Here is a 25,227-nt window from a genome sequence, read left to right as displayed (position 1 = left end):
AACTTACGTTATTTACTTTATCGAGAAATGAGAGAGTGAGTGAAGGTGAAGAGGGGAAATAAAAAAGGCCGCCAGATGGCAGCCTTCTATTATTTGCTTTGCAAGATCACATACTTTGCTGAGTTTGCTTATTTAGCAAATTGAGAAGTAACGTGTTCAACGATTGAATCGATAGCAACAGCTTCTTTAGTACCAGCACGACGGTTCTTATATTCGAAGTTACCTTCTTTCATTGAACGGTCGCCGATCACGATAGTGTGAGGGATACCAATTAGCTCGATGTCAGAGAACATTACACCTGGACGCTCTTTACGGTCATCGAATAGTACTTCGATACCCATAGCTGTTAGTTCAGCGTATAGCTTCTCAGCCGCTTCTTTAACTTCTTCAGACTTGTGCATGTTCATAGGAACGATAGCAACTTGGAAAGGTGCTAGTGCGTCTGGCCAGATGATGCCGTATTTGTCATGGTTCTGCTCGATTGCAGAAGCAACAACACGTGATACACCGATACCGTAACAACCCATCTCTAGGATAACGTTCTTACCGTCAGGACCAAGCACGCCACAGTTCATCGCTTGTGAGTAAACGTTACCTAGTTGGAAGATATGACCAACTTCGATACCACGTTTAAGCTGAAGTGTACCTTTACCACATGGGCTTAGGTCGCCTTCGATTACCTTACGTAGGTCTTCCACTTGAGCAAGCTCAACGTCACGACCCCAGTTGATACCGAAGTAGTGCTTACCATCTACGTTTGCACCCGCGCCAAAGTCGCTCATTACAGCAACAGAGCGGTCAACGATGAATGGTAGCTCTAGCCCTACAGGACCAAGTGAACCTGGGCCAGCGCCAACGAGTGCACGAATTTCTTCTTCAGAAGCCATCTCTAGTGGAGAAGCAACTTGTGGAAGGTTTTCCGCTTTCACTTCGTTCAGTTCGTGGTCGCCACGGATGATTAGAGCAATGATGTCTGCATCTACTTCATCAGAAGCTTTAACGAATAGAGTTTTAACTGTTTTCTCGATTGCTAGACCGTGTTGCTCTACCAATTCTGCGATAGTTTTCGCGTTTGGAGTATCAACCAGTTCCATCTCTTGAGTTGGTGCAGCAGCTTCTTCAGTTGGAGCTAGTGCTTCCGCTTTCTCGATGTTTGCTGCGTAATCAGATTCTGTAGAGAATGCGATTAGGTCTTCGCCGCTTTCCGCTAGTACGTGGAACTCTTGAGAACCACTACCACCGATAGCGCCTGAGTCTGCTAGTACTGGACGGTACTCAAGACCCATGCGGTCGAATGCATTACAGTAAGCATCGTGCATCGCTTGGTAAGACTTTTCTAGGCCTTCTTTGTCGATGTCGAAGCTGTACGCATCCATCATAGAGAATTCACGAGCACGCATAACTCCGAAACGTGGACGACGCTCATCACGGAACTTAGTTTGAATTTGGTACAAGTTCAGTGGTAGCTGTTTGTACGAGTTTACTTCGTTACGAACTAGGCTAGTGATTACTTCTTCAGCTGTTGGGCTAAGAACAAACGGACGAGAATGACGGTCAGTAAAGCGCAGTAGTTCTGGGCCCATTTTTTCGCTACGACCAGTCTCTTCCCATAGCTCAAACGGCTGCACTACGGGCATTAAAGTCTCAACTGCACCTGCATTATCGATCTCTTGGCGAACGATGTTTTCGACTTTACGCAGTACACGCAGACCGGTAGGTAGCCAAGTGTATAAACCTGAAGCTAGCTTACGGATCATACCTGCACGTAGCATCAGCTGGTGGCTGATAACTTCTGCGTCGTTTGGAGTCTCTTTCAGAGTAGAAAGAAGATAGTTACTGGTACGCATTCTATGGTATCCGTTTCATCATTAATAAAAGTAAACTTACTGCCGCTATAGGCAGCAGCAAATCCGATATAGCCGCATATAATATCAGCCTATTTGGGATCTCAAAAGCGTTCAATGTCAGTTACATTGATGAAAAACGCCTCAACAACGAATTTCACGTTAAGATCGAACAAATTTACCGCATATTCCTTGTTGTCTGGCTTGCCTTTCTTATAGGCAGGACGAGGATCTTGGCCTAATACCTCTTTGATCACCTGAATAATATGACGCGCTTGCGGATGCTGTGCCAGCTTGTTTTGTGCCTGCTGTGAAAAGTTAACCTCTAACACCTCTGGCTCTTCGGCTGCAAACCCTCCCTGTGCATCCGGAATGGAATCGGAGTAGGGGATGTAAGGCTTGATGTCGATAATTGGTGTCCCGTTGACTAAATCGACACTGCCAAGGTCTAGCCAAGTTTGCCCTTTATCTTGAGATACGCCTTTTAACTCAACCGCAGACATGCCAATTCCATTGGGCCTGAATGTGGCACGAGATGCAAAAACCCCAATGCGTTCATTACCACCCAGTCGAGGTGGCCTCACTGTCGGCTTCCAGCCTGCTTCAAGGTTTTTGTCGAACAGAAATAGGAGCCACACATGGCTGAATTGCTCGATGTTGCGAACCGACTCTAGACAGTTTGCCGCGTCTACAAGCCTTACTCTAGAGGTTGATGTCGGCACCAATCTAGGCTGCCTTGGTACCGCGAACTTCTCTTTATAGGGAGACTCTATAAAGCCAATAGGTTCAATTGAGTACATGGGGGGAGGTTCTCTAATTACGATCTATGGCTGGAAAATATCACAAAATAACTTGTTTTTCTTTTGATAATAATTATCATTTGCAATGTTATAACGTATCAAATGATGATTTAGGGGAAACAAATGAAATCAAATATCCATCCTGATTACCGCACTGTGGTTTTTCATGATACCAGTGTTGATGAATACTTCTTGATAGGTTCAACCTTGAAAACAGACCGCACTATCGAATGGGAAGATGGAATTACCTATCCTTACTTCACTATTGAAGTGTCTTCAAAGTCCCATCCTTTCTATACAGGTAAGCAACGAGTGATTCATAAAGAAGGTCGTGTGGCGAACTTTACTCGCCGCTTTGGTCAATTGGGTAAGGGAGCTAAATAGATGAAGGTTGTAAAATCACTTAAAAGTGCAAAGAGCCGTCACCCAGATTGTCAAATCGTTAAGCGTAGAGGTCGCCTCTTTGTAATCTGCAAAACCAACCCAAGGTTTAAAGCGGTTCAAAAATAGGCAGTCAATTTGGTGTGACACACCTTTAAAAAATGAGGGGAAAGTCAAACTTTATTCATTTAACGTTTTTTCTTTTCCTTCATATGCAATTTGATTAAATACCGAGTGACTACTTATCGTACGGTGAACTCTATTTTTAAATTAATCAAGAGGTTATATCGTAAAGTTATTTTAATGATGAATATGTGGTTGTGAATCATAAAGCTGATTTTTGTACTTATTTTGGTTTTATTTGCTAATATATTGTTAAGTTTTGGTTAAATTCAGTTGTTTGTTACACATTTTGTAACATTTTGAATTTCTAATTGATTATTTTGTCACGTACCCTTCGTCTGCAATTTGAACATTTTTGTCACAATTGCATAGGAATCACTACAAGGAGGGAACTGATGAGTTCATCAGCTTCAATAAAAAACAACTCGCCAAAGAAACCCATTTTTACCCGTTTTCTCGATGGTGTTGAGTATTTGGGGAATCTATTACCCCACCCTATCACTCTTTTCGCAATCTTCTGTGTCGCAATCTTAGTTACTTCTGGTATTGCAGGGTACTTTGAAGTGTCTGTTATGGACCCTCGTCCGGAAGGTGCTCCTGGTCGTGCTGCTGACGGCATGATCCATGTTGTAAGCCTACTTAATGCTGAAGGCTTACAACTTATCGTAACTAATTTAGTTAAAAACTTTGTTGGTTTTGCGCCATTAGGTACCGTGCTAGTTGCAATGCTAGGTGTAGCGATTGCGGAGTACTCAGGTCTACTATCTGCTGCGATGCGTGGCATGGTAATGGGCGCGTCTAAGCGCATGGTTACAGTAACTGTGGTATTCGCAGGTATCATTTCTAACACAGCTTCAGAGCTAGGTTACGTGGTACTGATTCCACTTGCAGCAATGCTTTTCCACTCTTTAGGTCGTCACCCTCTTGCTGGTTTAGCGGCAGCATTCGCTGGTGTATCTGGTGGTTACTCTGCAAACCTTCTAATCGGTACGGTTGATCCTCTGCTTTCTGGTATTACAGAAACAGCAGCACAAATGATCGACCCGACTTACACCGTTGGTCCAGAATCAAACTGGTACTTCATGTTTGTGTCTACTTTCTTCATCGCAATTACAGGTGCATTCGTAACGGAGAAGATTGTTGAACCAAAACTTGGTAAATACAACGACGAAGAAGCGTCTGAAGATTTATCAAACGATACAATGGGCAAGCTAACAGACGTTGAGAAGAAAGGTCTTAAGCTAGCAGGTATCGCAGTTCTAGCAGTATCAGCTCTTCTTGCTTGGACAATTGTTCCTGAAGACGGCGTTCTGCGTTCTGCAGCTGGCACGGTAGCAGGTTCTCCGTTCCTTAAGAGTATCGTGGCGTTCATCTTTGTATTCTTCGCAGTTCCTGGTTTCGTTTATGGTAAAGTTACCGGCACAATGAAAACTGACCGCGACGTTATCGATGCTATGTCTAAGTCTATGTCTTCTATGGGCATGTACATCGTACTTGTATTCTTCGCTGCTCAGTTTGTTGCTTTCTTCAAGTGGACTAACTTCGGTCAAGTATTCGCAGTAGCGGGCGCAAGCTTCCTACAAGACATCGGCCTAACAGGTCCAATGTTGTTCTTCGCATTCATCCTAATGTGTGGCTTCATTAACCTGATGATCGGTTCAGCTTCTGCTCAGTGGGCAGTAACAGCACCTATCTTTGTTCCAATGCTAATGCTTGTTGGTTACGCACCAGAAACGATTCAAGCGGCTTACCGTATCGGTGATTCAACAACGAACATCATTACTCCAATGATGAGCTACTTCGGTCTTATCCTTGCTGTAGCAACGCGTTACGTGAAGAACCTAGGTATTGGTACTCTGATTGCAACTATGCTTCCATACTCGATCGTATTCATCGTTGGTTGGAGCTTAATGTTCTACGTGTGGGTATTCGTATTTGGTCTGCCAGTTGGCCCTGGTGCAGCAACGTACTACACGCCATAGAATCTAATCATTGTTTTATGATTACACCGAAAGCCTGCACATTGTGCGGGCTTTTCTTTATTGGAAAATAGTGATTACAAGCCTGCAAATCGGTAGGTCATCCGAACCTCCAGCGGCCACCCTACATCCCTTTGGGTGAGAGGGCTGTTCGAGTCGTTGTGAGTCAATTCCATTTTGTTGATACCAGTCCAGCGTGGTGTAAATTTATAGAGGCCAATGAGCCCTGCTTGATAAACAAAGGTAGACCCTGCATCAAACTGATTTAGCCCTGATGCAGAGGATTCGCTATTTGAAATACCGTAGAGGTGATTAGAAAGTTTTTGTCACGATAATCGACTTCGAGGTAGGGGGGAATGGTTAATGGCTTTGCCCATGTTTCTAACGCCCTGCCCAGATGCAGCTGAACTTCGTAGCTATTATGCTCCGAGGTTACGTCGTGTAAGTAGGTGAACCTAGCGCCTACTATCCCCAGCGTTATCCCGAGTTCGCCATTGCCATCTCTGTCTTGAATGCCATTGGGTAGGTCAACGAAGGTATCTGATACTTCAGCGAACCGCCAGTTTCCAGATAGTCCGACAAAACGGAGTAGGTCGATTAAAATTTTACAGATCTCATTGTTGCCTAAATGAGACGTTCCCAGATCTCTCTGGAGAAGAAGGGAGGGTTAGCGCTTTGCTAGCAGGCGATCAAGGTGGTTAGCGAACTCACGACGGTCGGTTTGAGAAAGTGAGCTTGGGCCCCCTGTTTGGATGCCACTTGAGCGCATGGTTTCCATAAAGTCGCGAATGTTTAGGCGCGCTTTAATGGTCTCTTTTGTATAAAGCTCCCCACGAGAACTCAGCGCTAGTGCGCCTTTAGTGATAACTTCATCAGCTAGAGGGATATCTGAAGTAATCACGAGATCGCCTTTCTCTGTACGCTTTACTATTTCATTGTCGGCGATATCGAATCCGCTTGGCACTTGAATAGAGTGAATGTTTTTACGCTTCGGTACTGGGACAACGTGATTTGCGATGAAGGTGCATTCAACACCGGTTCGCTCAGCTGCGCGTACGATGGTTTCTCGGATAACTTTAGGACAAGCGTCCGCATCAACCCATATTTTCATAGTGTTCTATTTCTCTGTTAGCTAATCTGTGGATTTATTACTGTTAACCTATTTCTCGGCTAACTTATCGCTCAGCTAATTTGGCTTCAAGCGTGGCGACGCGAGCGGTAAGTTCAAGGATTTGTTTTTCTAGTTGGCCAATACGATCGACCTCTGGTTCTTGTTGTGCAGCGACTTCTACCTTGGGAACGCGGTTCGCGCTTTTCCAGCTTTTAATGGTCGTAATTAACGCAGGCATTGGAACCGATGTACTCATGCGAGCTTTTACTAACGCAACAGTTGGCTCTTTGCCTTGTGCTTGCAGTCCTTCAAGCACTGATTTCAACTCTTCAGAAACATCTTTTGTCAGCATGTTGACCTCCATTTTTAGTCTTTGGTCATTTTACTCGCTCCGGTGACTGATAGCGAATCATAAAACTGCCCATGGCGTGTGAGAGATCTCTTACAAACGCTGTGAGATAACGCGAATACTTCTCTAGAGAAATTGATATGTATATGGTTAAGTTACTGAATTTTATTTGTTTTATATAATTAACAACTTGGTTGAATTCAAAATGTGATGCAAATCTATTGTCCGAAATCCTAAATCGCGTAAATTAAATCTTGTCGGAAGGATTCTGACACGGAACAGGAAAGCACCAAGGAATTGGTTATCTTCAGGATGAAGATTTGGTTACTTAGGATTGAGTGATCAAGCATGGAGCGCAAGGACATTGTAGGGACACAGTCAGTTAACAGGAAGTTAGCTGCAATGGAATGACAATGGACACCTTTAGGATAAAGGGTTGGATTAGCATCAGGATGATGTAAAGGACACCGCTCACGGAACAAGTGATGTGCGCTAACTAGGATTGTTAGCTTTCAGGATGATTGGACACCGCTAGGACGGCGAAGTAAAGGAAAGAGCTGAAGGATTACAGCCACTATTATGGATGATGCATGGAGCATTAATTAGTAGCCGGACTGCTGCGAGTAAGACCCTAGCCCTGACACTTCGGTGTCGGGGCTTTTCTTTATCTGGACATTTCACCCATCTAGAGGCTCTTTATTTAGGAGCAATACATCTGCTTTTCTGCTAACGGTCAACACAAGGAGTGTTTTATGACGATAGCAACCTCAAGAACGCTGTTAGTACCTTATACCGAACAGCTACAGCACGACTTCATCAAGCTCAACTGCTGCCCGATTAATCGTGCAGAAATGAATGGACCGCATTCTATCGCTTCTGCGAAGCAACTATTTCAAGAGATACTGCAAGACAACGTCGGCTTTTGCCGTGCCATTATCCATAACCAAACCCGTGAATATCTTGGGCATGTATTTATCTCATCAGAAGAAGGTAAGCACGAGTTAGGTTTTATCTTGGATAAAGAATATTGGAATCAAGGTTTTGCCAGTGAGGTACTGAAACCTTTCTTTAATTTGGTGTGCTTTGAAGAGCGTTTAACGAATGTTTTCGCGACCGTTAATGTCGGTCATAATCCATCGATCAAGCTTTTAGAAAAACTTGGCTTTGTATTTAAAGAGACCAAACAAGATCAGTTTGGCCCTTATCATGAATATCGATACACCGCTTATTGCGACGTTACATTCTATGAGGCTGTAGCTCAAACCGCATAGAACGGAAACCTACCATGGTCAGTTTCCCTTTGTAACAGTCATCCCCTAACGCTGAAAACTCAAATTGGTAAATGGTGTGCCAGCGCCAAACGGTCGTGAGTTCATGGCGCATCTTTAGTTTATGACCACTAAAGGCAACACTTAACAGTTGCAAATCGAGCTCTTTACACTTTCTCGCAATGGCAGCTTTCGCAAGCTCAGATTGCCTGCGCTGCTGCCAAAACAGAAAGCAAAAGAAGCACAGAAACAAAATAGCCAATAAGTTATCTATCATTTAATCCATACTTCCTTTTACTTTTTCTTCCTATTTAACCTTAGCTTTCAGCAGCTTTGTTGAGGCTTGTCAGCTAGTTGCTAAAGCGTTACTGAGATTTAGTCGCCTGTTGTAACTCGATCAGTGCATTCGCCAATTCTGGAGATGGGTTTGAGTTCAGCAATGGTAAAAATACCATTCTCAGAGCTGGAATCATCACCAGATCAGCAAATAGCTGGTTGAATAGGTTTTGATTGCCCGTTTGTGCGAGGCGCAACAAGAATTGCTCAGCAATGGCTGGGTCTTGTAGAGAGTGCCAGCTTCGGCCTGCTAAACCAATCAGTACTTCTTGATGACTTAAACGCGGGCTCGCCAGAACTTGGTTAATTACTGAATTGGTGATGCTTGGCTCTGCACCGGATAGGGCACGCACTAGTGCAGACAACAAGAACAGGTCTGGTTCGCTGCTGTTGATCTCACTCTCTGCCATCTCTTGTAAGCGTTGAGCTAGCTTGTCATTAATTTGCGTGTGTTCAAGTGCGCCTAATGTCGCGTAAAGTGGTTCAGAAGGAAGCTTATTGAAGGCTTTACGAATCGCGACACCGTTTTGTTGGCTGCCGAGACGGGCACAAATATCAGTGATGCCTTGAAGGCCAACAGTCTGCCAATTGTCCCAACCTAATTCACCGGTGAAGTAGTGCTGAGCATGCTCATAGTATTGGCTAGTCGCAAGATCTAATTCTGCTCTTACTTGGCTATGGAATACCGCCATTTTGTCTTCAGAAGGCTTGAAGGTGTATGGGTTGTTTGACAGCTTCTCTTGTTGCTCTTCGCTGATCTCACCGCTTAAACGCGTGCCCATCGCTTCTAATACGAACTTCAAAAAGTTACCTACATCTGCTTGGTTGAGTAGGCCTCTTTCATCCAGTTTGAATTTTAAGAACCAGATCCATGGCTGCTTCTGTGCATTCCAGTAGCTGATCGCTAAGTGAGCTTGTTTCTGAAGTGGAAATGGGTATGGCTGTTTCCCTTGCTCAACATCTGAGAATAAGGTGTTGTCGATTTTCTGGATACGACGACCAAGATCGTAGATATCGTATTGGCAACCGCTATTCTTCAATAACTGAGTGAGCGTGTGAATGGTTTCCATAGTAATAAGCTCCTAACTTTCTTTCCTCAATAGATGGTACTCTATGCCCCAATTTCAAGGTCACTAGATAAATAACTTGGTGAAAAATGACAGCTGCCACAAAGTTACCTCCATTACTTCAACAATTAGAACAACAAATGCGCCAATGCTACCTGTGGAGTAGCGTTGCACCGTCGGATGAAGCTCTGGCGAGCGTTGAACCTTTTGCTATCGATTCACTGCAACCCGAAGAGTGGCTACAGTGGATCTTCATCGTAAAGATCAATGCGATGATTGACGCGCAAATGCCTTTACCTAAAGGGTTTGCTATTCATCCATATTTTGGTGAAGTATGGAAAAACGAGGCGGACAAAGCTGAGCTACTAGTGACGATTCAAAGCATTGATGAGGTATGCGCCTAATGTTAGAGATCATTTATCAAGATGAGTACTTTGTCGCGGTAAATAAGCCTGCAGGAATGCTGGTGCACCGCTCATGGCTAGATAAACATGAGACTCAGTTTGTGATGCAGACTCTGCGTGACCAAATTGGTCAACACGTGTTCCCATTGCACCGTTTAGATAGGCCGACTTCTGGCGTATTGGTGTTCGCACTCTCAAGTGAAGTGGCTTCTGAGGTGATGCCGATGTTCGCTAACCATGAGATGCAAAAGACTTATCATGCAATTGTTCGTGGCTGGATAGAAGAGGGCGATACGCTTGATTACCCACTTAAGGTCGAGCTAGACAAGATTGCAGATAAGTTTGCAAAAGAGGACAAGGAAGCACAAGAGGCTGTGACGACTTATGAACCTCTGGCAAAAGTGGAAGTACCATATTCGACAGGGCGTTTTCCAACGAGCCGTTACTGCTTAGTGGAGATGTTGCCAAAGACGGGCCGTAAACATCAACTGCGCCGTCATATGGCCCACCTAAGACACCCAATTGTTGGGGATACTTCTCATGGTGATGGTAAGCATAACCGACTGTTCCGTGAAAACTTGGATTCACACCGTTTGTTACTGCACGCTTCAGAGTTACGCTTTATTCACCCTTTCACGAAAGAAGAATTAGTGATGAAGGCAAGCCTTGATGAAACTTGGCTACAGCTATTTGAAGCCTTTGAATGGGATACAAATTTAGTCGATGCGCAAGTACGGTCGTCTAAATAAAAGTTTGATAAAACAAAGGGCTGATAGTGATATCAGCCCTTTTTCTTGTCTGTATAATCTGAGTAGATCAACCAACGTTAGTCATTAGTTGCCTAGCATCGGGATCATTTTAGTTTTTCTAGATCCGCTTCGATCTCAGCGATCTTGCTAGACACAACCTTCTCTAAATGGCGCAAGTCGGTCAGGATCTTCTGTTTTACATCCATCTCAGTGGTTGGCGTAGGTTTGGTGATCTTATTAAGTTCATCAATCACAAGCGTGAGGTTGCGGTTAATCTCAGTCACTTCTTTGTATTGATTATTGCCACCGCTAACAAGCACACTTTTTACTTGTCTTGGGTACTTAAACTTAACGCTTTTCGCGAACAGCTCGCCTTTTTGCTTACGAAAATAAATCTTTAGGATATCTTTGTGTGCTTCTTGGCGAAGGGAGTAACGTTCAATCTGTTTAGGCTCGTGGATACCTAAGCCAGTGAGGTTTGGATACATAAGCGACCTCTAGTTTATGAATGTAATACTTTTATGTAATTGACTTAATCAATGTAGCAGCCTAACGACGAGCTAGATAGTTGATATCTGTGAATTGATTGTAAGTTGTGGGCAAGATCGCTCTCTATCTTCGCCCACACTTATTTGGTCATTAAACCAGCGAGTTGTACTTCATTTGTGTTCTAAGGTGCAAGCTCGGAAACATGCTCGGTTAGCCTTTCTCTGAGCGCCTGTTCTTGCTCTTCAGAAAGTCGCCCACCTGTATCGCTAGTCAGAATAAACAAATCCTCTGCACGTTCACCAATGGTCGTAATTTTAGCACCATGTAGGTTGATCCCTAACTCTGCGAAGGTTGCACCAACTTGTGCTAGGAGCCCTGGAGTATCGAGCGCTCTTAGTTCCATTAAGGTGCGTTTTTTACTCTTGGTTGGTAGGAACTCAACCAGAGTTTTTACCTTAAAGTGCTGTAAGTTACGCGGCGTGCGACGTGTCTTAATCTTCGTAGGGCGACCATCGGCTAGAACATGGGTCAGATGTTTTGCGACAGCCTTGTGTCTTGCTTCGTCAATCGCATTACCATGCTGATCCAGTACGATAAAGGTATCCAGAACATGACCATCTTTGCTCGCCATAACCTGAGCGTCATGAACGTTGAAGTTACGTCTGTCGAGCTCGGCAACCACGGTAGCAAACAGTGCTGCTTGGTCTTTGCAGTAAACAAATACTTCTGTTCCGCCTCGTGTCGCTTTTTTGCTGATCAAAACTAAAGGCTGGCTTGGATCTTCTAGGCGTAGTAAATGTTCACAATGCCATGCAATTTGCTTGTGGGTATGACGTAAGAAGTAATCGGCTTTAAAGCGTTGCCACAACACTTCAATTTCACGAGCGGTGAAGCCTTCTTTACGTAGCAGTGCAGATGCCATTTGTTGGTTGTGACGAATACGGTCTCGAACGTCGACCGGGTTTTCCAAGCCACGTCGCAGCGCACGCTGAGTTGAGTGGAATAGCTCTGCGAGTAGAGTTCGTTTCCAACTGTTCCATAGCTCTGGGTTGGTTGCACAGATGTCGGCAACGGTTAAACAAACCAGCAGCTCTAGTGATTCTTCGTCACGTACTTTCTTGGCGAATTCGGTTATCACTTCTGGGTCGTAGATATCGCGACGTTGAGCGGTAACAGACATCAACAAGTGGTTTTGTACTAGCCACGCCACTTGCTTGGCTTCTGGTTTTGATAAGCCATGCTCAATACAGAAAGAGTACGCTTCGACCGCACCAATCTCTGAGTGATCACCGCCACGACCTTTACCGATGTCGTGGAAGATAGCGGCTAGGATCAGCAGCTCTTTCTTCTGCACTCGTGGGTAGACTTCACAACAGATAGGGTGTTTGTCGTGGTTTTCAATTTGACCGAAGCGATTGATGTGCTTGAGCAGTCGAATACTGTGTTCATCCACAGTGTAAACATGGAACAGGTCGAATTGCATCTGGCCCACGATCTGGCTCCACTGCGGTAAATAAGCTGAGAGCACGCCCAATTTGTGCATCAAGCTAAACGCTTTGTGCAGTGCATTGGGGTGGCGGACCAGAGTCATAAACTTCTCACGTGCTTCAGGGATAGTATGCAGGAAGCGGTTGAGCCTGCGACGTGCTGTACGTAGCTGTCGTAATGTTGGAGGGCTAACCCCTTCGATGGAAGAATCATTGGCGATATGGATAAACATATCGAGAATGGTTTCCGGCCTTGCTTGGAATAGAGCAGGCTTGCGCGCTTCTATCAGTGAGCCTCGACGCTGGAAGTCATTATCGAGAATCTCAGCTTCTTCTGTCTCACCACCATTTATGATCGCTTGGTCGAAGAGCTTGAGCAGCATTTTGTTGAGTTCTGCCACGCGGCGAAGGGTTCGATAAAACTCCTTCATCATCATCTCGACACCGCGGTTGCCTTCGCCTGTGTAGCCAAGGTGTTCGGCGACTTGTGCTTGATGGGCAAACGTCAGGCGATTGTCGTAGCGGCGCAACTCAATATGCAGTGCGAAGCGAACGCGCCATAAGAAATCTTGGCATTCCACGAGCTCACGATACTCGGCATCGGTAAGGAAGCCATACTTGCTCATTTCAAGCAGAGAAGTCGCACCGAAGTGGCGACGTGCCACCCAGCTCAGAGTGTGGATGTCTCGTAGGCCGCCTGGCGTAGACTTGATATCAGGTTCAAGGTTGTAAGTGGTATCGTGGTAGCGCGCATGACGCTCTCTCTGTTCTTGAATCTTTGCCTTGTAGAAGGTCTCACTTGGCCAAAATGAATCGGAATGAATCTTCAGTTTAAGTTCTTGAAAGGTATCTTCACTGCCACACAATAAGCGTGATTCTTGTAGGTTGGTGGCAACGGTTAGATCATCGAAACCAATATCAATACACTCAGCAATGGTACGTACTGCGTGGCCAACTTCGAGCCTTAAATCCCACAGCAAGGTTATGAACTGACTGACTTTTTCACCTAGGGCTGGTGGCAATGTTTTTTGAGATACGATTAAGATATCAATGTCTGACAGCGGATGAAGTTCACCACGACCATAACCGCCCACAGCAACTAGAGAGATATGAGGTAGGTTGCTAAAACCGAAGTGCTCCCACAAGCGTCTGAGTAACAAGTCCATGTATTCAGAGCGGAGCAATACCAAGTCAGTAACAGGGTGGTGATTTAGGAATTCATTTTTTTGGTACTGCGTGAAGATCTCGAGCTGATTTTTTAATTCGCAGATTTCAATTTGTTCGTCATTGAACGTAAGAGGGCATTGATAAGGCATAGTCTGCTATCCGTGCAAGCAAATGAGAATATTAAACAATTTACCAGAAGCTGGTGGAAAATCGAAATTGAGCGGATAAAAAAATATCCTCGACAATGCGAGGATATTTTAAAGGTTTGATGCGTTTAGCTCAGTGAACTAAGCGTTTTTCATGATACGTGGAATAGTATCATCGCTGCGCAGTGTTAGAACTTCACAACCTGTGTCTGTTACAACTAGTGTGTGCTCCCATTGAGCCGAGTTCTTGCTGTCTGCTGTGTACACTGTCCAGCTATCTTCGTCATCAAGACGGCAGCCAAACTTACCGGCGTTGATCATTGGCTCGATAGTGAAACACATGCCCGCTTTCAGTACTGTGCGGTCGTTGTTTTTGTAGTGTACAACTTGCGGATCTTCGTGGAACTCAGAGCCGATACCGTGACCACAGTAATCTTTAACAATAGAGAACTTAGCGCGAGGGTTGTTCTTGTTGTTGGTCTTGATGTACTTCTCAATCGCCGTACCGATTTGACCAAGTTGAACACCTGGCTTCACTTGGCGCATACCTTCGTAAAGTGCTTCTTGAGCAACCATGCACAGACGCTTGTTTGCAGGTGATACTTCACCCACAAGGAACATCTTAGACGTATCACCGTGGTAGCCTTGAGGACGAGTGCTTAGATCTGCATTTTCGTCGTCAGGGATGATTACTGTGATATCTACGTTAAGGATGTCGCCATCTTTAAGTACAGCAGGCTTAAATTGACCTGTGCTACCAGTTTCGTCTTGTGATGCTGGGATACCGTGACACACGATGTGGTTGATAGACGTACAGATAGACTTAGGGAAACCGTGGTAATCAAGTGGTGCTGAGTATGCGCCTCTTTCTAGAGCGTAGTCATGACAGATTTGGTTTAGCTCTTCTGTCGTCGTACCTACTTGGATGTGAGGTTCGATCATCTCTAGAATTTCAGCAGCCAGTTTGCCGGCGACGCGCATTTTTTCGATTTCTTCAGCAGTTTTAATTTTTACAGCCATTGCATATCTCTTAATTTGGTAGCACCTAAGTGTGCATATTGGGGGTATTCTATCAGTGCAGCAATTTAGCGCAACATTACCATGTCCGTACAATACCGGTGGATACTGTTAACGTGATTAAATAATGCTCGGCTAACGGATGCAGAAGCCGTTTGATATAGACACTATTTTATAGAGGAAAATCACCTTCAGAGATCAGTATAGCAGTCGCCATTTTTCGATTTTTTTCTAGCCATAGATAGACAAAATATGGTATAAAGCGCGCCGGACATCAGGACTGTTTTCTCCAACTGGCGAAACAGGCTTTGGTATCCACTAACTTATATCTTTAAATCACACACATTCCGTCACATGTTCCGGGGTGCTTCAACAACACAGATAACGGCTGAAAAGTGGTTAGTTGTTAGGGGTCGGATTCATGGGGGATGTGGAGGCCTAACCCCATAGAGGATTTTAAAATGGCAACTGTATCAATGCGCGATATGCTTAAAGCTGGTGTTCACTTCGGTCACCAAACTCGTTACTGGAACCCAAAAATGAAGCCATTCATCTTTGGTGCTCGTAACAAAGTACATATCATCAACCTAGAAAAAACTGTACCAATGTTCAACGAAGCTCTAGCAGAAATCGCTAAAGTTGGTGAGAAAAAAGGTAAAGTTCTTTTCGTTGGTACTAAGCGCGCTGCATCTGAAGCTGTTAAAGAAGCTGCTGTAAACAGCAACCAGTTCTACGTTAACAACCGCTGGTTAGGCGGTATGCTAACGAACTACAAAACTGTTCGTCAGTCTATCAAGCGTCTGAAAGAACTTGAAGCGCAAGCTCAAGACGGTACTTTCGACAAGCTAACTAAGAAAGAAGCTCTAATGCGCACTCGTGAAATGGAGAAGCTAGAGAAGTCTCTTGGTGGTATCAAGAACATGGGCGGCCTACCAGACGCTCTATTCGTAATCGATGCTGATCACGAACACATCGCAGTTAAAGAAGCAAACAACCTAGGTATCCCAGTTTACGCTGTTGTTGATACTAACTCTAACCCAGACGGTGTTGACTTCGTTATCCCAGGTAACGACGATGCAATCCGTGCAGTACAGCTTTACCTAAACGCTGCTGCAGAAGCGGTTAAAGAAGGTCGTAACAAAGACGTTGCTGCTGTAGCTGCTGAAAAAGATGGTTTTGTAGAAGCTGAATAATAGCGGCTCTGAATCACGCTTGGCTTAGCTAATATAGATTTTGAAATCTTTATTAAATGTAAGCTAAGTTATAGTTAGATCGGGGGCCTCATTTTGGCCCCTGATTTTTACCTTATTTTCGAATCAACCGAGGAATAGAGAATGGCAACTGTAACTGCTGCTCTAGTTAAAGAACTTCGCGAGCGCACTGGCGCTGGCATGATGGAATGTAAGAAAGCGCTTGTAGAAGCAAACGCTGACATCGAACTAGCAATTGAAAACATGCGTAAATCTGGCGCAGCGAAAGCAGCTAAGAAAGCTGGTAACGTTGCTGCTGAAGGCGCAATCATCATCAAAGAAGAGAACGGCGTAGCTGCTCTTCTTGAAGTTAACTGTCAAACTGACTTCGTAGCAAAAGATGCTAGCTTCACTGCATTCGCAGAAGAAGTAGCAGCTGACGCAGTAGCTACTCAAGCTTCTGTAGAAGAGCTACAAGCTAAGTTCGAAGAAACTCGCGTTGCTCTAGTTGCAAAAATCGGCGAAAACATCAACATCCGTCGCGTAGCATACGTTCAAGGTGCTGCACTAGCTTCTTACCGTCACGGTGAGAAAATCGGTGTTGTTGTAGCTGGTGAAGGCGAAGCTGAAACTCTTAAGCACGTTGCAATGCACGTTGCTGCATCTCGTCCTGAGTTCGTTAACCCAGAAGACGTACCTGCAGACGTAGTAGCTAAAGAGAAAGCTGTTCAAGTTGAAATCGCTATGAACGAAGGCAAGCCTCAAGAGATTGCTGAGAAAATGGTTATCGGCCGTATGAAGAAATTCACGGGCGAAATCTCTCTAACAGGTCAAGCTTTCATCATGGAACCTAAGAAAACTGTTGGCGAAATCCTTAAAGAAAAAGGTGCTGCAGTATCTAACTTCGTACGTCTAGAAGTTGGTGAAGGTATCGAGAAAGCTGCTGAAATGAGCTTCGCTGACGAAGTTGCAGCGGTACAAAAAGGTTAATCCTTAGCGTATTGTTTGAAAAAAGACCGTGGCAAATGCTGCGGTCTTTTTATGAATAGTGAACTATTTTTGAAGGCAACGTTAGTGGTTATGAATGCAAACTGACTTACTCAGTTTTTATCCATGACTGTTAATCATCAACTCTTTGGAAGGTAAACTCCATGACTACGAACCCTAAACCAGCGTATCAACGTATTCTGTTAAAACTTAGCGGCGAAGCGCTACAAGGCGAAGAAGGTTTTGGTATTGACCCAACGATCCTTGATCGTATGGCTCAAGAAGTAAAAGAATTGGTTGAACTAGGCGTTCAAGTTGGTGTTGTTATCGGTGGCGGTAACCTGTTCCGTGGTGCTGGTCTTGCTGAAGCTGGCATGAACCGCGTTGTTGGCGACCACATGGGTATGCTTGCAACAGTAATGAACGGCCTTGCTATGCGTGACGCTCTGCACCGTGCTTACGTAAACGCACGTGTAATGTCTGCAATCCCTCTAAAAGGCGTGTGTGACGACTACAACTGGGCAGATGCAATCAGCCAACTACGTCAAGGTCGCGTTGTGATCTTCTCTGCTGGTACTGGTAACCCATTCTTCACTACTGATTCTGCTGCATGTCTACGTGGTATCGAAATTGAAGCTGACGTAGTTCTAAAAGCGACAAAAGTAGATGGTGTATTTACTGCTGACCCAGTAGCAAACCCAGACGCAGAGCTGTATGATACTTTGTCTTACAACACAGTTCTTGAGAAAGAGCTTAAAGTAATGGACTTGGCTGCATTTACGCTAGCACGTGATCACAAAATGCCAATCCGTGTATTTAACATGAATAAGCCAGGCGCACTACGCCGCGTGGTTATGGGTGAAACTGAAGGTACATTAATCAGCGACGCTGACTAATTTTTCGGGCTTACTGGGGGCTATACTCTGGTAAGCTTTATCCTTATCACTCCAAATAAAAAGCTTTCTTGAAGAAAGAACATAATCAAGGTGAAATTGTGATTAACGAAATCAAAAAAGACGCTCAAGAGCGCATGGAAAAGAGTGTTGATGCACTAAGAAACAGCCTGCAAAAGATTCGTACAGGTCGTGCACACCCAAGCCTACTTTCTGGCCTTACAGTAGAGTACTACGGTGCACCAACGCCTTTGACTCAAGTTGCTAACGTTATTGCTGAAGACGCACGTACTCTAGCAATCACAGTGTTTGATAAAACACTAACGCCTCTAGTTGAAAAAGCGATCATGACATCTGACCTAGGCCTAAACCCTATGTCTGCGGGTACGGTTATCCGTGTTCCACTTCCACCGCTAACGGAAGAGCGTCGTAAAGACCTAGTTAAAATCGTTCGTGGCGAAGCTGAAGGTGGTCGTGTTGCTATCCGTAACATCCGTCGTGACGCGAATGGCGATCTAAAAGCGCTTCTTAAAGATAAAGAAATCTCTGAAGATGAAGATCGTAAAGCACAAGACGAAATTCAAAAGCTAACTGACGCTGCGGTTAAGAACGTAGACGAAGTTCTAGCAACTAAAGAAAAAGAGTTGATGGAAGTTTAATTTTCCATATTCTTTTCTTTCCGGAAAAACGCTGTACTCACTGTTCAGCGTTTTTTTATGCTACTCTGTTCGACTATTAGAATTTGATTCACTCTTTTATGCATAATTCTCAAGCGTTCACAGACTCTCTTCCTAAACACATTGCTGTCATCATGGATGGTAATGGTCGCTGGGCAAAAGCTCAGGGCAAGCCTCGCGTATTTGGTCATAAAAACGGTGTTCAAGCCGTTCGTAAAACCATCTCTTCTGCTGCCAGATTGGGCATCAAAGCCGTTACACTTTTCGCATTCAGTAGCGAGAACTGGCGTCGACCAGAGGAAGAAGTGGGTATTTTAATGGAACTCTTTATCTCCGTGCTTTCAAGTGAAGTGAAAAAGCTCCATAAAAATAATCTACAACTTCGTGTTATTGGTGATAAAAGTCGTTTCAATGATCGACTACAAAAGAAAATCGAAGAAGCGGAAGCTTTGACTAGCACCAATACCGGCATGGTTATCAATATCGCCGCAAACTACGGTGGTAAGTGGGATATTCAGCAAGCGATGACTTCCATCGCTCAACAGGTAAAGTCTGGCGATATTAATGTAGAAGACATTGATGAAGCTATGATTACACAGCACCTGACAATGGCGGATATTCCTGAAGTTGATCTTCTGATCCGTACCAGCGGTGAATGCCGCATTAGTAACTTCATGCTTTGGCAGTTGGCTTACGCCGAAATGTACTTTACTGAACAATTCTGGCCAGACTTTAATGAAGACAGCTTAGTCGAAGCTGTGACTTGGTTTGTAAATCGTGAGCGCCGTTTTGGCTGCACCGGTGAGCAGATTAAAGCTCTGATGGACAGTTAATAAGGATTTTTTGGTTTGAAACAACGAATTATTACGGCGTTGATTTTAGCTCCCCTAGTTATTCTAGGAATTTTCGAGTTATCACTTCCTACGTTTATCCTTTCATTAGCGGTTATCTCGCTATTAGGTTACTGGGAATGGACTCAATTTGTTGAAAGCAAATCGCGTTATTTAGCGTTGATTCCAACAGTGGTGGTAAGTGCTGCAAGTTTTGCTTTTATCCCTTTTGATGCATTTAGCCTAAATAACCTATCGAGTGCTCACTACGCCATTCTAACGATTGGCTCTATTTGGTGGGTAATCGCAAGTGGTATGGCAGTGACTTATCCTAAGTCTATGCCTGCATGGAAAGACTCATCGTTTCTTCGTCATGGTTTTGGTGTACTAACTCTGCTGCCATTCTTTTGGAGTGTAGTGATTTTGCGCGCCAACGGTATTGACGTTGATCCTTACCACGGCGCAAAACTGGTGATGTTTGTGTGTCTTCTGGTATGGGCTGCAGACAGTGGTGCTTACTTCTCTGGTAAGAGCTTCGGTAAGCGTAAAATGGCGCCAGCCGTTAGCCCGAACAAGACAATTGAAGGCCTGATTGGCGGTATCATCACCGCGGTGATTGTGGCTTGGATTTTTGCTGACCTGTTCAATATCCAATTCTCAAGCCCTCTCCACATGATTGTGATTACGCTTGTGACCGTTGTTATCTCTGTTCTTGGTGACCTTGTTGAAAGCATGTTCAAGCGTGTTTCTGGGGTCAAAGACAGCAGTAATCTGATTCCTGGTCATGGTGGTATACTAGATAGAATCGATAGCTTAACGGCTGCATTCCCTGTCTTTGCTCTGCTTTACTTAGCATTCTAATTAAAAGGGCAGTGAACCTGCCCTTTATTACATTTCTACGGTCATATGTGATGCGAAATCTAACTATCTTAGGCGCAACTGGCTCAATTGGTGCAAGTACACTAAAAGTCGTTGAGCAAAACCCAGACCTTTATTCAGTCGTTGCGCTGGCTGCTGGCTCGAATGTTGAAAAGATGCTGGCGTTAGTAGAAAAGTGGCAACCAAGCTATGTTGCTATGGCTTGTCCTGATGCTGCATCTCAGCTCGCTGACACCTTGTCTATCAATCACCCTAGCATCCAAGTACTCTCAGGCTCTGAAGGCATGTGTAAGGTTGCCTCTTTGGATGAAGTGGATACGGTGATGGCTGCGATTGTTGGCGCGGCAGGCTTGCTTCCTACTATGTCAGCAGTTAAAGCGGGCAAACGTATCCTGCTGGCAAATAAAGAAGCCTTGGTGATGTCTGGACAGCTGTTTATCGATGCTGTAGAAAAGTACGGTGCTGAGCTTCTTCCTGTAGATAGTGAACACAATGCTATCTTCCAATGCTTGCCGCAAAACGTCCAAACCAATCTAGGTCGCTGTGATTTAGAAGCTAACGGTATTAACTATATCCTACTAACTGGTTCTGGTGGTCCTTTCCGTTATACCGACGTGGCTGAGCTAGAAACAGTGACTCCTGAACGCGCTATCGCACACCCTAACTGGTCTATGGGGCCTAAGATCTCTGTCGATTCTGCGACTATGATGAATAAAGGTCTTGAGTACATTGAGGCGAAGTGGCTATTTAATGCGTCTCAAGAGCAGTTAAAGGTGATTATCCACCCTCAATCTGTGATCCATTCTATGGTTCAGTACAAGGATGGTTCAGTACTTGCTCAAATGGGTGAACCAGATATGGCGACACCTATTGCACTGACGATGTCGTACCCTGAACGTACAGAAGCGGGTGTTAAGCCGCTAGACTTTACCAAAGTCGGTGAACTGACTTTCTTAGAGCCTGACTTCAACCGCTATCCTTGTTTGAAATTAGCTATTGAAGCGTGTTACTTAGGTCAACATGCAACGACAGCGATTAACGCAGCAAACGAAATTGCGGTCGACGCTTTCTTGAACAATCAGGTTAAATTTACCGATATTGCAGTCATTAACGAACATGTTATGAGCAAAGTATGTGAACAACATAACTCTGAAGGCTTAGATAGCTTGGAAAGCCTGCTTGAGCTAGATAATATGTCTCGTCAAATAGCCATTCAATTTATTAAAGAGCAGCTAGCATGAGTGGAATTCTGTGGAACTTTGCATCTTTTATCATAGCGCTTGGCATTCTGGTCGCGGTTCACGAGTTTGGACATTTCTGGGTTGCTCGTCGTTGTGGTGTAAAAGTTGAAAAATTCTCGATTGGTTTTGGTAAATCAATCTGGAGCAAAGTTGGCCGTGATGGTACGGAATACAGCTTGTCCGTTATTCCACTGGGCGGCTATGTAAAAATGCTCGATGGTCGTGTCGATGACCTGTCAGAAGACGAGCAGCAGTACGCGTTTGATAAAAAGCCACTGTGGAAGCGAACCGCGATTGTTGGCGCTGGTCCTGCGTTCAACTTCATCTTTGCTGTGTTTGCATATTGGTTAGTATTTTTGATCGGTGTGCCTGCGGTTAAGCCTGTGATTGGTGAGGTAACTCCACAATCTATCGCTGCACAAGCCGGAATTGAAACTGGAATGGAACTTAAATCTATTTCGGGAATCAAAACCGCAGATTGGGAATCAGTCAATATGGGTTTGATATCGCATATTGGTGATCAATCGATGACAGTAACGGTGTCTTCGCAAGACGACATCGGCTTTGAGCAACAATTGACGTTGGATATTTCAGACTGGTCGTTCAACCCAGAAACTGAATCTGCGATGACAACGCTTGGCTTTAGACCATACTCTCCAGAGATCTCGACAGTGCTGGCTCAAGTGATTGATGATGGTGCTGCTTACTCTGCTGGTCTAGAAGCGGGCGACCAAATTGTTGAAATTAATGGTCAACCAATTGAGCAGTGGCAATCAGTGGTTGAGTTAATTCGCTCGAACCCAATGACATCTTTAGACGTTGTCGTATCAAGAAACGGCAGTGAGCAATCACTCGTTATGACACCGAAAAGCCGTGAGTTTTCTGATGGTTCAACAATCGGCTATGCGGGTATTGCTCCGGAAGTCGCAGAATGGCCAGAAGATTATCGCTTTGAGTTACAATTTGGTGTAATTGAGTCTGTAGGAAAAGCATTTGATAAAACAGGTCAAATCATTGGTCTGACGCTTACTATGCTGAAAAAGCTCATCGTTGGTGATGTTGGCTTAAATAACTTAAGTGGCCCGATTTCAATTGCTAAAGGTGCAGGTACAACTGCTGATTACGGTTTGGTTTACTTCCTAGGCTTTTTAGCTCTGATCAGTGTTAACTTGGGTATTATTAATTTGGTTCCGCTGCCTATGCTTGATGGCGGACATTTGCTCTTTTTCGCTATTGAGGCTGTTACTCGTAAACCAGTCCCTGAGAAAGTTCAGGAGATGGGATACAGAGTGGGAGGGGCGATTCTCTTCTCTTTAATGGCTCTGGCAATATTTAACGATTTTACTCGTCTGTGAATGGTTTCTCACAGGCATTGGTAGTAGCAAGGAATAATTAGAATAAGTATGGCGATTAAGCAAATTCTGTTCGCAAGTCTATTAGCCACCAGTGTGGCTGCGAACGGAGCACAAAACTTTGTAGTTCAAGATATCAAGATCGAAGGTTTACAGCGTGTTGCACTTGGTGCGGCTCTACTGAAAATGCCAGTACGTATTGGCGATGAAGTAGATGAAAGCGATGTCTCTGAGATCATTCGTGCATTGTACGCTTCGGGTAACTTTGAAGACGTCAAAGTCCTTCGCGATGAAGGTGTATTGATTGTTCAAGTGAAAGAACGACCAACCATCGCAAGTATCTCTTTTTCGGGCAACAAAGCGATCAAAGAAGAGCAACTTCAACAGAACCTTGATGCATCTGGTGTTCGTGAAGGTGAAGCTCTTGACCGAACTACGCTAAGTAATATCGAGAAGGGCCTTGAAGACTTTTACTACAGTGTTGGTAAATACAATGCGTCAGTAAAAGCAGTTGTAACGCCTCTGCCACGTAACCGTTCTGACCTTAAATTTGTCTTTACTGAAGGCGTTTCAGCTAAGATCCAGCAAATAAACTTTATCGGTAACGAAGTGTTTACTGATGAAGAACTGCTTAGCCGCTTTAATCTCAATGTAGATGTGGCTTGGTGGAACTTCCTAGCGGATGAAAAATACCAGAAGCAAGTGCTGGCTGGTGATATTGAAGCGCTTAAATCTTATTACCTTGACCGTGGCTACCTGAAATTTAAGGTTGACTCTACGCAGGTGGCGATTTCTCCGGATAAGAAAGGCGTTTACATCACGCTTGGTCTAGATGAGGGCGAAGCGTACACGGTTAAAGACGTATCGTTCCGTGGTGAGCTTATTGGTCGTGAAGCTGACTTTGAAGCGCTTGTGCCATTTGAAGACGGTGATACTTATAACGGTTCTTCTGTGACATCACTGGAAGAAGGCGTTAAGCGTATTCTTGGTGAGTCAGGTTATGCGTATCCGCAAGTTCGTACGATTCCAGAATTCAATGACGAAACCAAAGAGGTTTCATTGGTTATTAACGTAGAAGCGGGTAGCCGTATCTACGTGCGTGACATTCGTTTTACAGGTAACAACTCGACAAAAGACGAGGTGTTACGTCGTGAAATGCGCCAAATGGAAGGTAGCTGGCTTAACTCTAAATCGATTGATACCGGTAAGAGCCGTCTTAATCGTCTAGGTTTCTTCGAAACAGTTGATGTACAAACCGTTCGTGTACCAGGCAGCGAAGACCAAGTTGATTTGGTTTACAACGTTAAAGAAGCGAACTCGGGTAGCATCAACTTTGGTGTCGGCTACGGTACTGAATCTGGTGTGAGCTTCCAGGTTGGTCTTCAACAAGACAACTTTGCGGGCTCTGGTAACCGTGTTGGCGTAAGTGCCATGATGAATGATTACCAAAAGAACGTGAGCTTAGACTACCGTGACCCATACTGGAACCTAGATGGTGTGAGCTTGGGTGGTAAGATCTTCTACAACGAGTTTGAAGCATCTGAAGCGGGTATCGTTGACTATACCAACCAAAGCTATGGTACAAGCTTAACATGGGGCTTCCCTATGGATGAGCTGAACCGCATTGAGTTTGGTGTTGGTTACACACACAACAAGATCGGTAACGTTCCGACTTATATCCAGGTTGAACAGTTTGCGAGAAGTATCGACCAATACGGTGACGAGCACATCTTAACTGATGACTTCGATATCAATATCTCTTGGACACGTAACAACTTGAACCGTGGTTTCTTCCCAACAGAAGGTAACCACCAACGTGCTTTCGCTAAAATGACGGTACCTGGCTCTGATGCTCAGTACTTCAAAATGCAGTACGATGTAAAACATTACATCCCGCTGACCAAAAAGCATGAGTTCACACTATTGATGCGTGGCCGATTAGGCTATGGTAATGGTTATGGTCAAACGGATGGTAACGATAACTTGTTCCCATTCTATGAGAACTACTATGCGGGTGGTTTTACAACCCTACGTGGTTTTGGCTCTAACTCGGCAGGTCCAAAAGCCGTTTACGGAAGCAGCACGGGTAACAACCCAACCTACGACACCGCTACGGATGATTCAGTAGGTGGTAACGCGGTTGCTTTGGCAAGTTTAGAGCTAATCGTACCTACGCCGTTTGCTTCTGATGAAGCACGCAGCCAGATTCGTACCAGTGTCTTCTTCGATATGGCAAGTGTTTGGGATACCGAGTTCGTAGACCGTGGCGCACCTAACAGTGGCAGCCAGTACTACTACGATTACTCTGATCCAACGAATTACCGTTCATCTTATGGTGCAGCCCTTCAATGGATGTCACCGATGGGCCCACTGGTTTTCTCTCTAGCGAAACCAATTAAAATTTACGAAGGTGATGACGAGGAATTCTTCACATTCACCATTGGTAGAACTTTCTAATATT

24 protein-coding genes and 1 pseudogene are annotated in these 25,227 nt (G+C 44.6%); 15 read left to right on the top strand and 10 right to left on the bottom strand.

Translation table 11 applies throughout. From position 1 onward, the window contains the following. Positions 1–128 precede the first annotated feature (128 nt). Both BTO10_RS18400 and tsaA read right to left on the bottom strand, forming a co-directional pair. Entirely contained in the window at positions 129–1,847 is a 1,719-nt protein-coding gene (locus BTO10_RS18400; RefSeq protein WP_105025440.1) for a proline--tRNA ligase, read from the bottom strand. Between the two features lie 101 nt (positions 1,848–1,948). Next, complete coding sequence (tsaA, locus tag BTO10_RS18395) at positions 1,949–2,644, bottom strand: tRNA (N6-threonylcarbamoyladenosine(37)-N6)-methyltransferase TrmO (protein ID WP_105025439.1); 696 nt, start codon at positions 2,642–2,644, stop codon at positions 1,949–1,951. 123 nt (positions 2,645–2,767) lie between these two features. Between tsaA and BTO10_RS18390 the strand changes: the two genes are divergently transcribed. The 3 genes from BTO10_RS18390 to BTO10_RS18380 all read left to right on the top strand — a co-directional run bounded on the left by BTO10_RS18390 (position 2,768) and on the right by BTO10_RS18380 (position 5,130). Beyond that, positions 2,768–3,028 (top strand): type B 50S ribosomal protein L31, encoded by a 261-nt coding sequence (locus BTO10_RS18390; protein ID WP_105025438.1) that lies wholly within the window; start codon positions 2,768–2,770, stop codon positions 3,026–3,028. After that, a complete protein-coding gene (ykgO, locus tag BTO10_RS18385) occupies positions 3,029–3,154 on the top strand; it encodes a type B 50S ribosomal protein L36 (protein WP_004738564.1) in 126 nt (41 codons plus the stop codon). It abuts the gene before it with no gap. Positions 3,155–3,543: 389 nt separating this feature from the next. Next, positions 3,544–5,130: an AbgT family transporter gene (locus BTO10_RS18380; protein WP_004738565.1), complete on the top strand. Its 1,587-nt coding sequence runs from the start codon at positions 3,544–3,546 to the stop codon at positions 5,128–5,130. A 74-nt stretch (positions 5,131–5,204) separates the two neighbouring features. On the opposite strand, the pseudogene BTO10_RS18375 reads toward BTO10_RS18380, so the two are convergent. The 3 genes and pseudogenes from BTO10_RS18375 to BTO10_RS18365 all read right to left on the bottom strand — a co-directional run. After that, positions 5,205–5,719, bottom strand: a pseudogene (locus tag BTO10_RS18375) (MipA/OmpV family protein); the annotation flags it as partial. A 75-nt stretch (positions 5,720–5,794) separates the two neighbouring features. Continuing rightward, on the bottom strand, positions 5,795–6,238 hold the full coding sequence (locus BTO10_RS18370) for a YaiI/YqxD family protein (RefSeq protein WP_105025437.1): 444 nt from the start codon (positions 6,236–6,238) through the stop codon (positions 5,795–5,797). Positions 6,239–6,302: 64 nt separating this feature from the next. After that, the gene (locus tag BTO10_RS18365; protein ID WP_105025436.1) at positions 6,303–6,590 is read right to left on the bottom strand and encodes a hypothetical protein; all 288 of its coding nucleotides are present in this window, start codon (positions 6,588–6,590) and stop codon (positions 6,303–6,305) included. 749 nt (positions 6,591–7,339) lie between these two features. Between BTO10_RS18365 and BTO10_RS18360 the strand changes: the two genes are divergently transcribed. Then, positions 7,340–7,858 (top strand): GNAT family N-acetyltransferase, encoded by a 519-nt coding sequence (locus BTO10_RS18360; protein WP_004738571.1) that lies wholly within the window; start codon positions 7,340–7,342, stop codon positions 7,856–7,858. On the opposite strand, the gene BTO10_RS18355 is transcribed toward BTO10_RS18360, so the two are convergent. Further along, complete coding sequence (locus BTO10_RS18355) at positions 7,824–8,132, bottom strand: DUF3301 domain-containing protein (RefSeq protein WP_105025435.1); 309 nt, start codon at positions 8,130–8,132, stop codon at positions 7,824–7,826. The two genes, BTO10_RS18360 and BTO10_RS18355, sit on opposite strands and share 35 nt — an antisense overlap. A gap of 88 nt (positions 8,133–8,220) precedes the next feature. Next, positions 8,221–9,261, bottom strand: a complete 1,041-nt coding sequence (locus BTO10_RS18350) for a DUF3549 family protein (RefSeq protein WP_105025434.1) — start codon at positions 9,259–9,261, stop codon at positions 8,221–8,223. Positions 9,262–9,347: 86 nt separating this feature from the next. Here BTO10_RS18350 and BTO10_RS18345 point away from each other — a divergent pair, with 86 nt between their 5' ends. Both BTO10_RS18345 and truC read left to right on the top strand, forming a co-directional pair. After that, positions 9,348–9,662, top strand: a complete 315-nt coding sequence (locus BTO10_RS18345; protein WP_105025433.1) for a YqcC family protein — start codon at positions 9,348–9,350, stop codon at positions 9,660–9,662. Beyond that, complete coding sequence (gene truC, locus BTO10_RS18340; protein ID WP_105025620.1) at positions 9,662–10,411, top strand: tRNA pseudouridine(65) synthase TruC; 750 nt, start codon at positions 9,662–9,664, stop codon at positions 10,409–10,411. Before BTO10_RS18345 ends, truC begins: the two co-directional genes overlap by 1 nt. 104 nt (positions 10,412–10,515) lie before the next feature. Here truC and BTO10_RS18335 read toward each other — a convergent pair whose 3' ends face one another. The 3 genes from BTO10_RS18335 to map form a co-directional block, all read right to left on the bottom strand. Continuing rightward, complete coding sequence (locus BTO10_RS18335; protein WP_004738577.1) at positions 10,516–10,899, bottom strand: DUF3461 family protein; 384 nt, start codon at positions 10,897–10,899, stop codon at positions 10,516–10,518. Between the two features lie 182 nt (positions 10,900–11,081). Further along, positions 11,082–13,703 carry a bifunctional uridylyltransferase/uridylyl-removing protein GlnD gene (glnD, locus tag BTO10_RS18330; RefSeq protein ID WP_102423123.1) on the bottom strand — a complete coding sequence of 874 codons (2,622 nt, stop codon included), beginning with the start codon at positions 13,701–13,703 and terminating at the stop codon, positions 11,082–11,084. 138 nt (positions 13,704–13,841) lie between these two features. Further along, positions 13,842–14,720 carry a type I methionyl aminopeptidase gene (gene map, locus BTO10_RS18325; RefSeq protein WP_004738580.1) on the bottom strand — a complete coding sequence of 293 codons (879 nt, stop codon included), beginning with the start codon at positions 14,718–14,720 and terminating at the stop codon, positions 13,842–13,844. A 458-nt stretch (positions 14,721–15,178) separates the two neighbouring features. Here map and rpsB point away from each other — a divergent pair, with 458 nt between their 5' ends. From rpsB to bamA, 9 genes are all read left to right on the top strand, one after another. Further along, complete coding sequence (gene rpsB, locus BTO10_RS18320; protein ID WP_063524560.1) at positions 15,179–15,910, top strand: 30S ribosomal protein S2; 732 nt, start codon at positions 15,179–15,181, stop codon at positions 15,908–15,910. Positions 15,911–16,051: 141 nt separating this feature from the next. Continuing rightward, positions 16,052–16,897 carry a translation elongation factor Ts gene (gene tsf / locus BTO10_RS18315; protein WP_004738584.1) on the top strand — a complete coding sequence of 282 codons (846 nt, stop codon included), beginning with the start codon at positions 16,052–16,054 and terminating at the stop codon, positions 16,895–16,897. A 161-nt stretch (positions 16,898–17,058) separates the two neighbouring features. Continuing rightward, positions 17,059–17,790, top strand: coding sequence for a UMP kinase (gene pyrH, locus BTO10_RS18310; protein ID WP_004738586.1), 732 nt, complete (start codon positions 17,059–17,061; stop codon positions 17,788–17,790). Positions 17,791–17,888: 98 nt separating this feature from the next. Continuing rightward, positions 17,889–18,446, top strand: coding sequence for a ribosome recycling factor (gene frr / locus BTO10_RS18305; protein WP_004738588.1), 558 nt, complete (start codon positions 17,889–17,891; stop codon positions 18,444–18,446). A 98-nt stretch (positions 18,447–18,544) separates the two neighbouring features. Continuing rightward, a complete protein-coding gene (locus tag BTO10_RS18300) occupies positions 18,545–19,297 on the top strand; it encodes an isoprenyl transferase (protein ID WP_004738590.1) in 753 nt (250 codons plus the stop codon). Between the two features lie 15 nt (positions 19,298–19,312). Further along, positions 19,313–20,155: a phosphatidate cytidylyltransferase gene (locus BTO10_RS18295; RefSeq protein ID WP_004738591.1), complete on the top strand. Its 843-nt coding sequence runs from the start codon at positions 19,313–19,315 to the stop codon at positions 20,153–20,155. Positions 20,156–20,205: 50 nt separating this feature from the next. Continuing rightward, positions 20,206–21,414, top strand: coding sequence for a 1-deoxy-D-xylulose-5-phosphate reductoisomerase (gene ispC, locus BTO10_RS18290; RefSeq protein WP_105025432.1), 1,209 nt, complete (start codon positions 20,206–20,208; stop codon positions 21,412–21,414). Beyond that, positions 21,411–22,769, top strand: a complete 1,359-nt coding sequence (gene rseP / locus BTO10_RS18285) for a sigma E protease regulator RseP (protein WP_105025431.1) — start codon at positions 21,411–21,413, stop codon at positions 22,767–22,769. The genes ispC and rseP overlap by 4 nt, the downstream gene beginning before the upstream one ends. A 48-nt stretch (positions 22,770–22,817) precedes the next feature. Next, positions 22,818–25,223, top strand: coding sequence for an outer membrane protein assembly factor BamA (gene bamA / locus BTO10_RS18280; protein ID WP_004738595.1), 2,406 nt, complete (start codon positions 22,818–22,820; stop codon positions 25,221–25,223). Positions 25,224–25,227: the final 4 nt, after the last annotated feature.

This window comes from Vibrio chagasii, assembly GCF_002954585.1.
In the GTDB taxonomy this organism is placed as follows: domain Bacteria; phylum Pseudomonadota; class Gammaproteobacteria; order Enterobacterales; family Vibrionaceae; genus Vibrio; species Vibrio chagasii_A.
The sequence above is the reverse complement of the archived record's forward strand: the minus strand, read 5'-3'. Positions and strand labels throughout refer to the sequence as shown.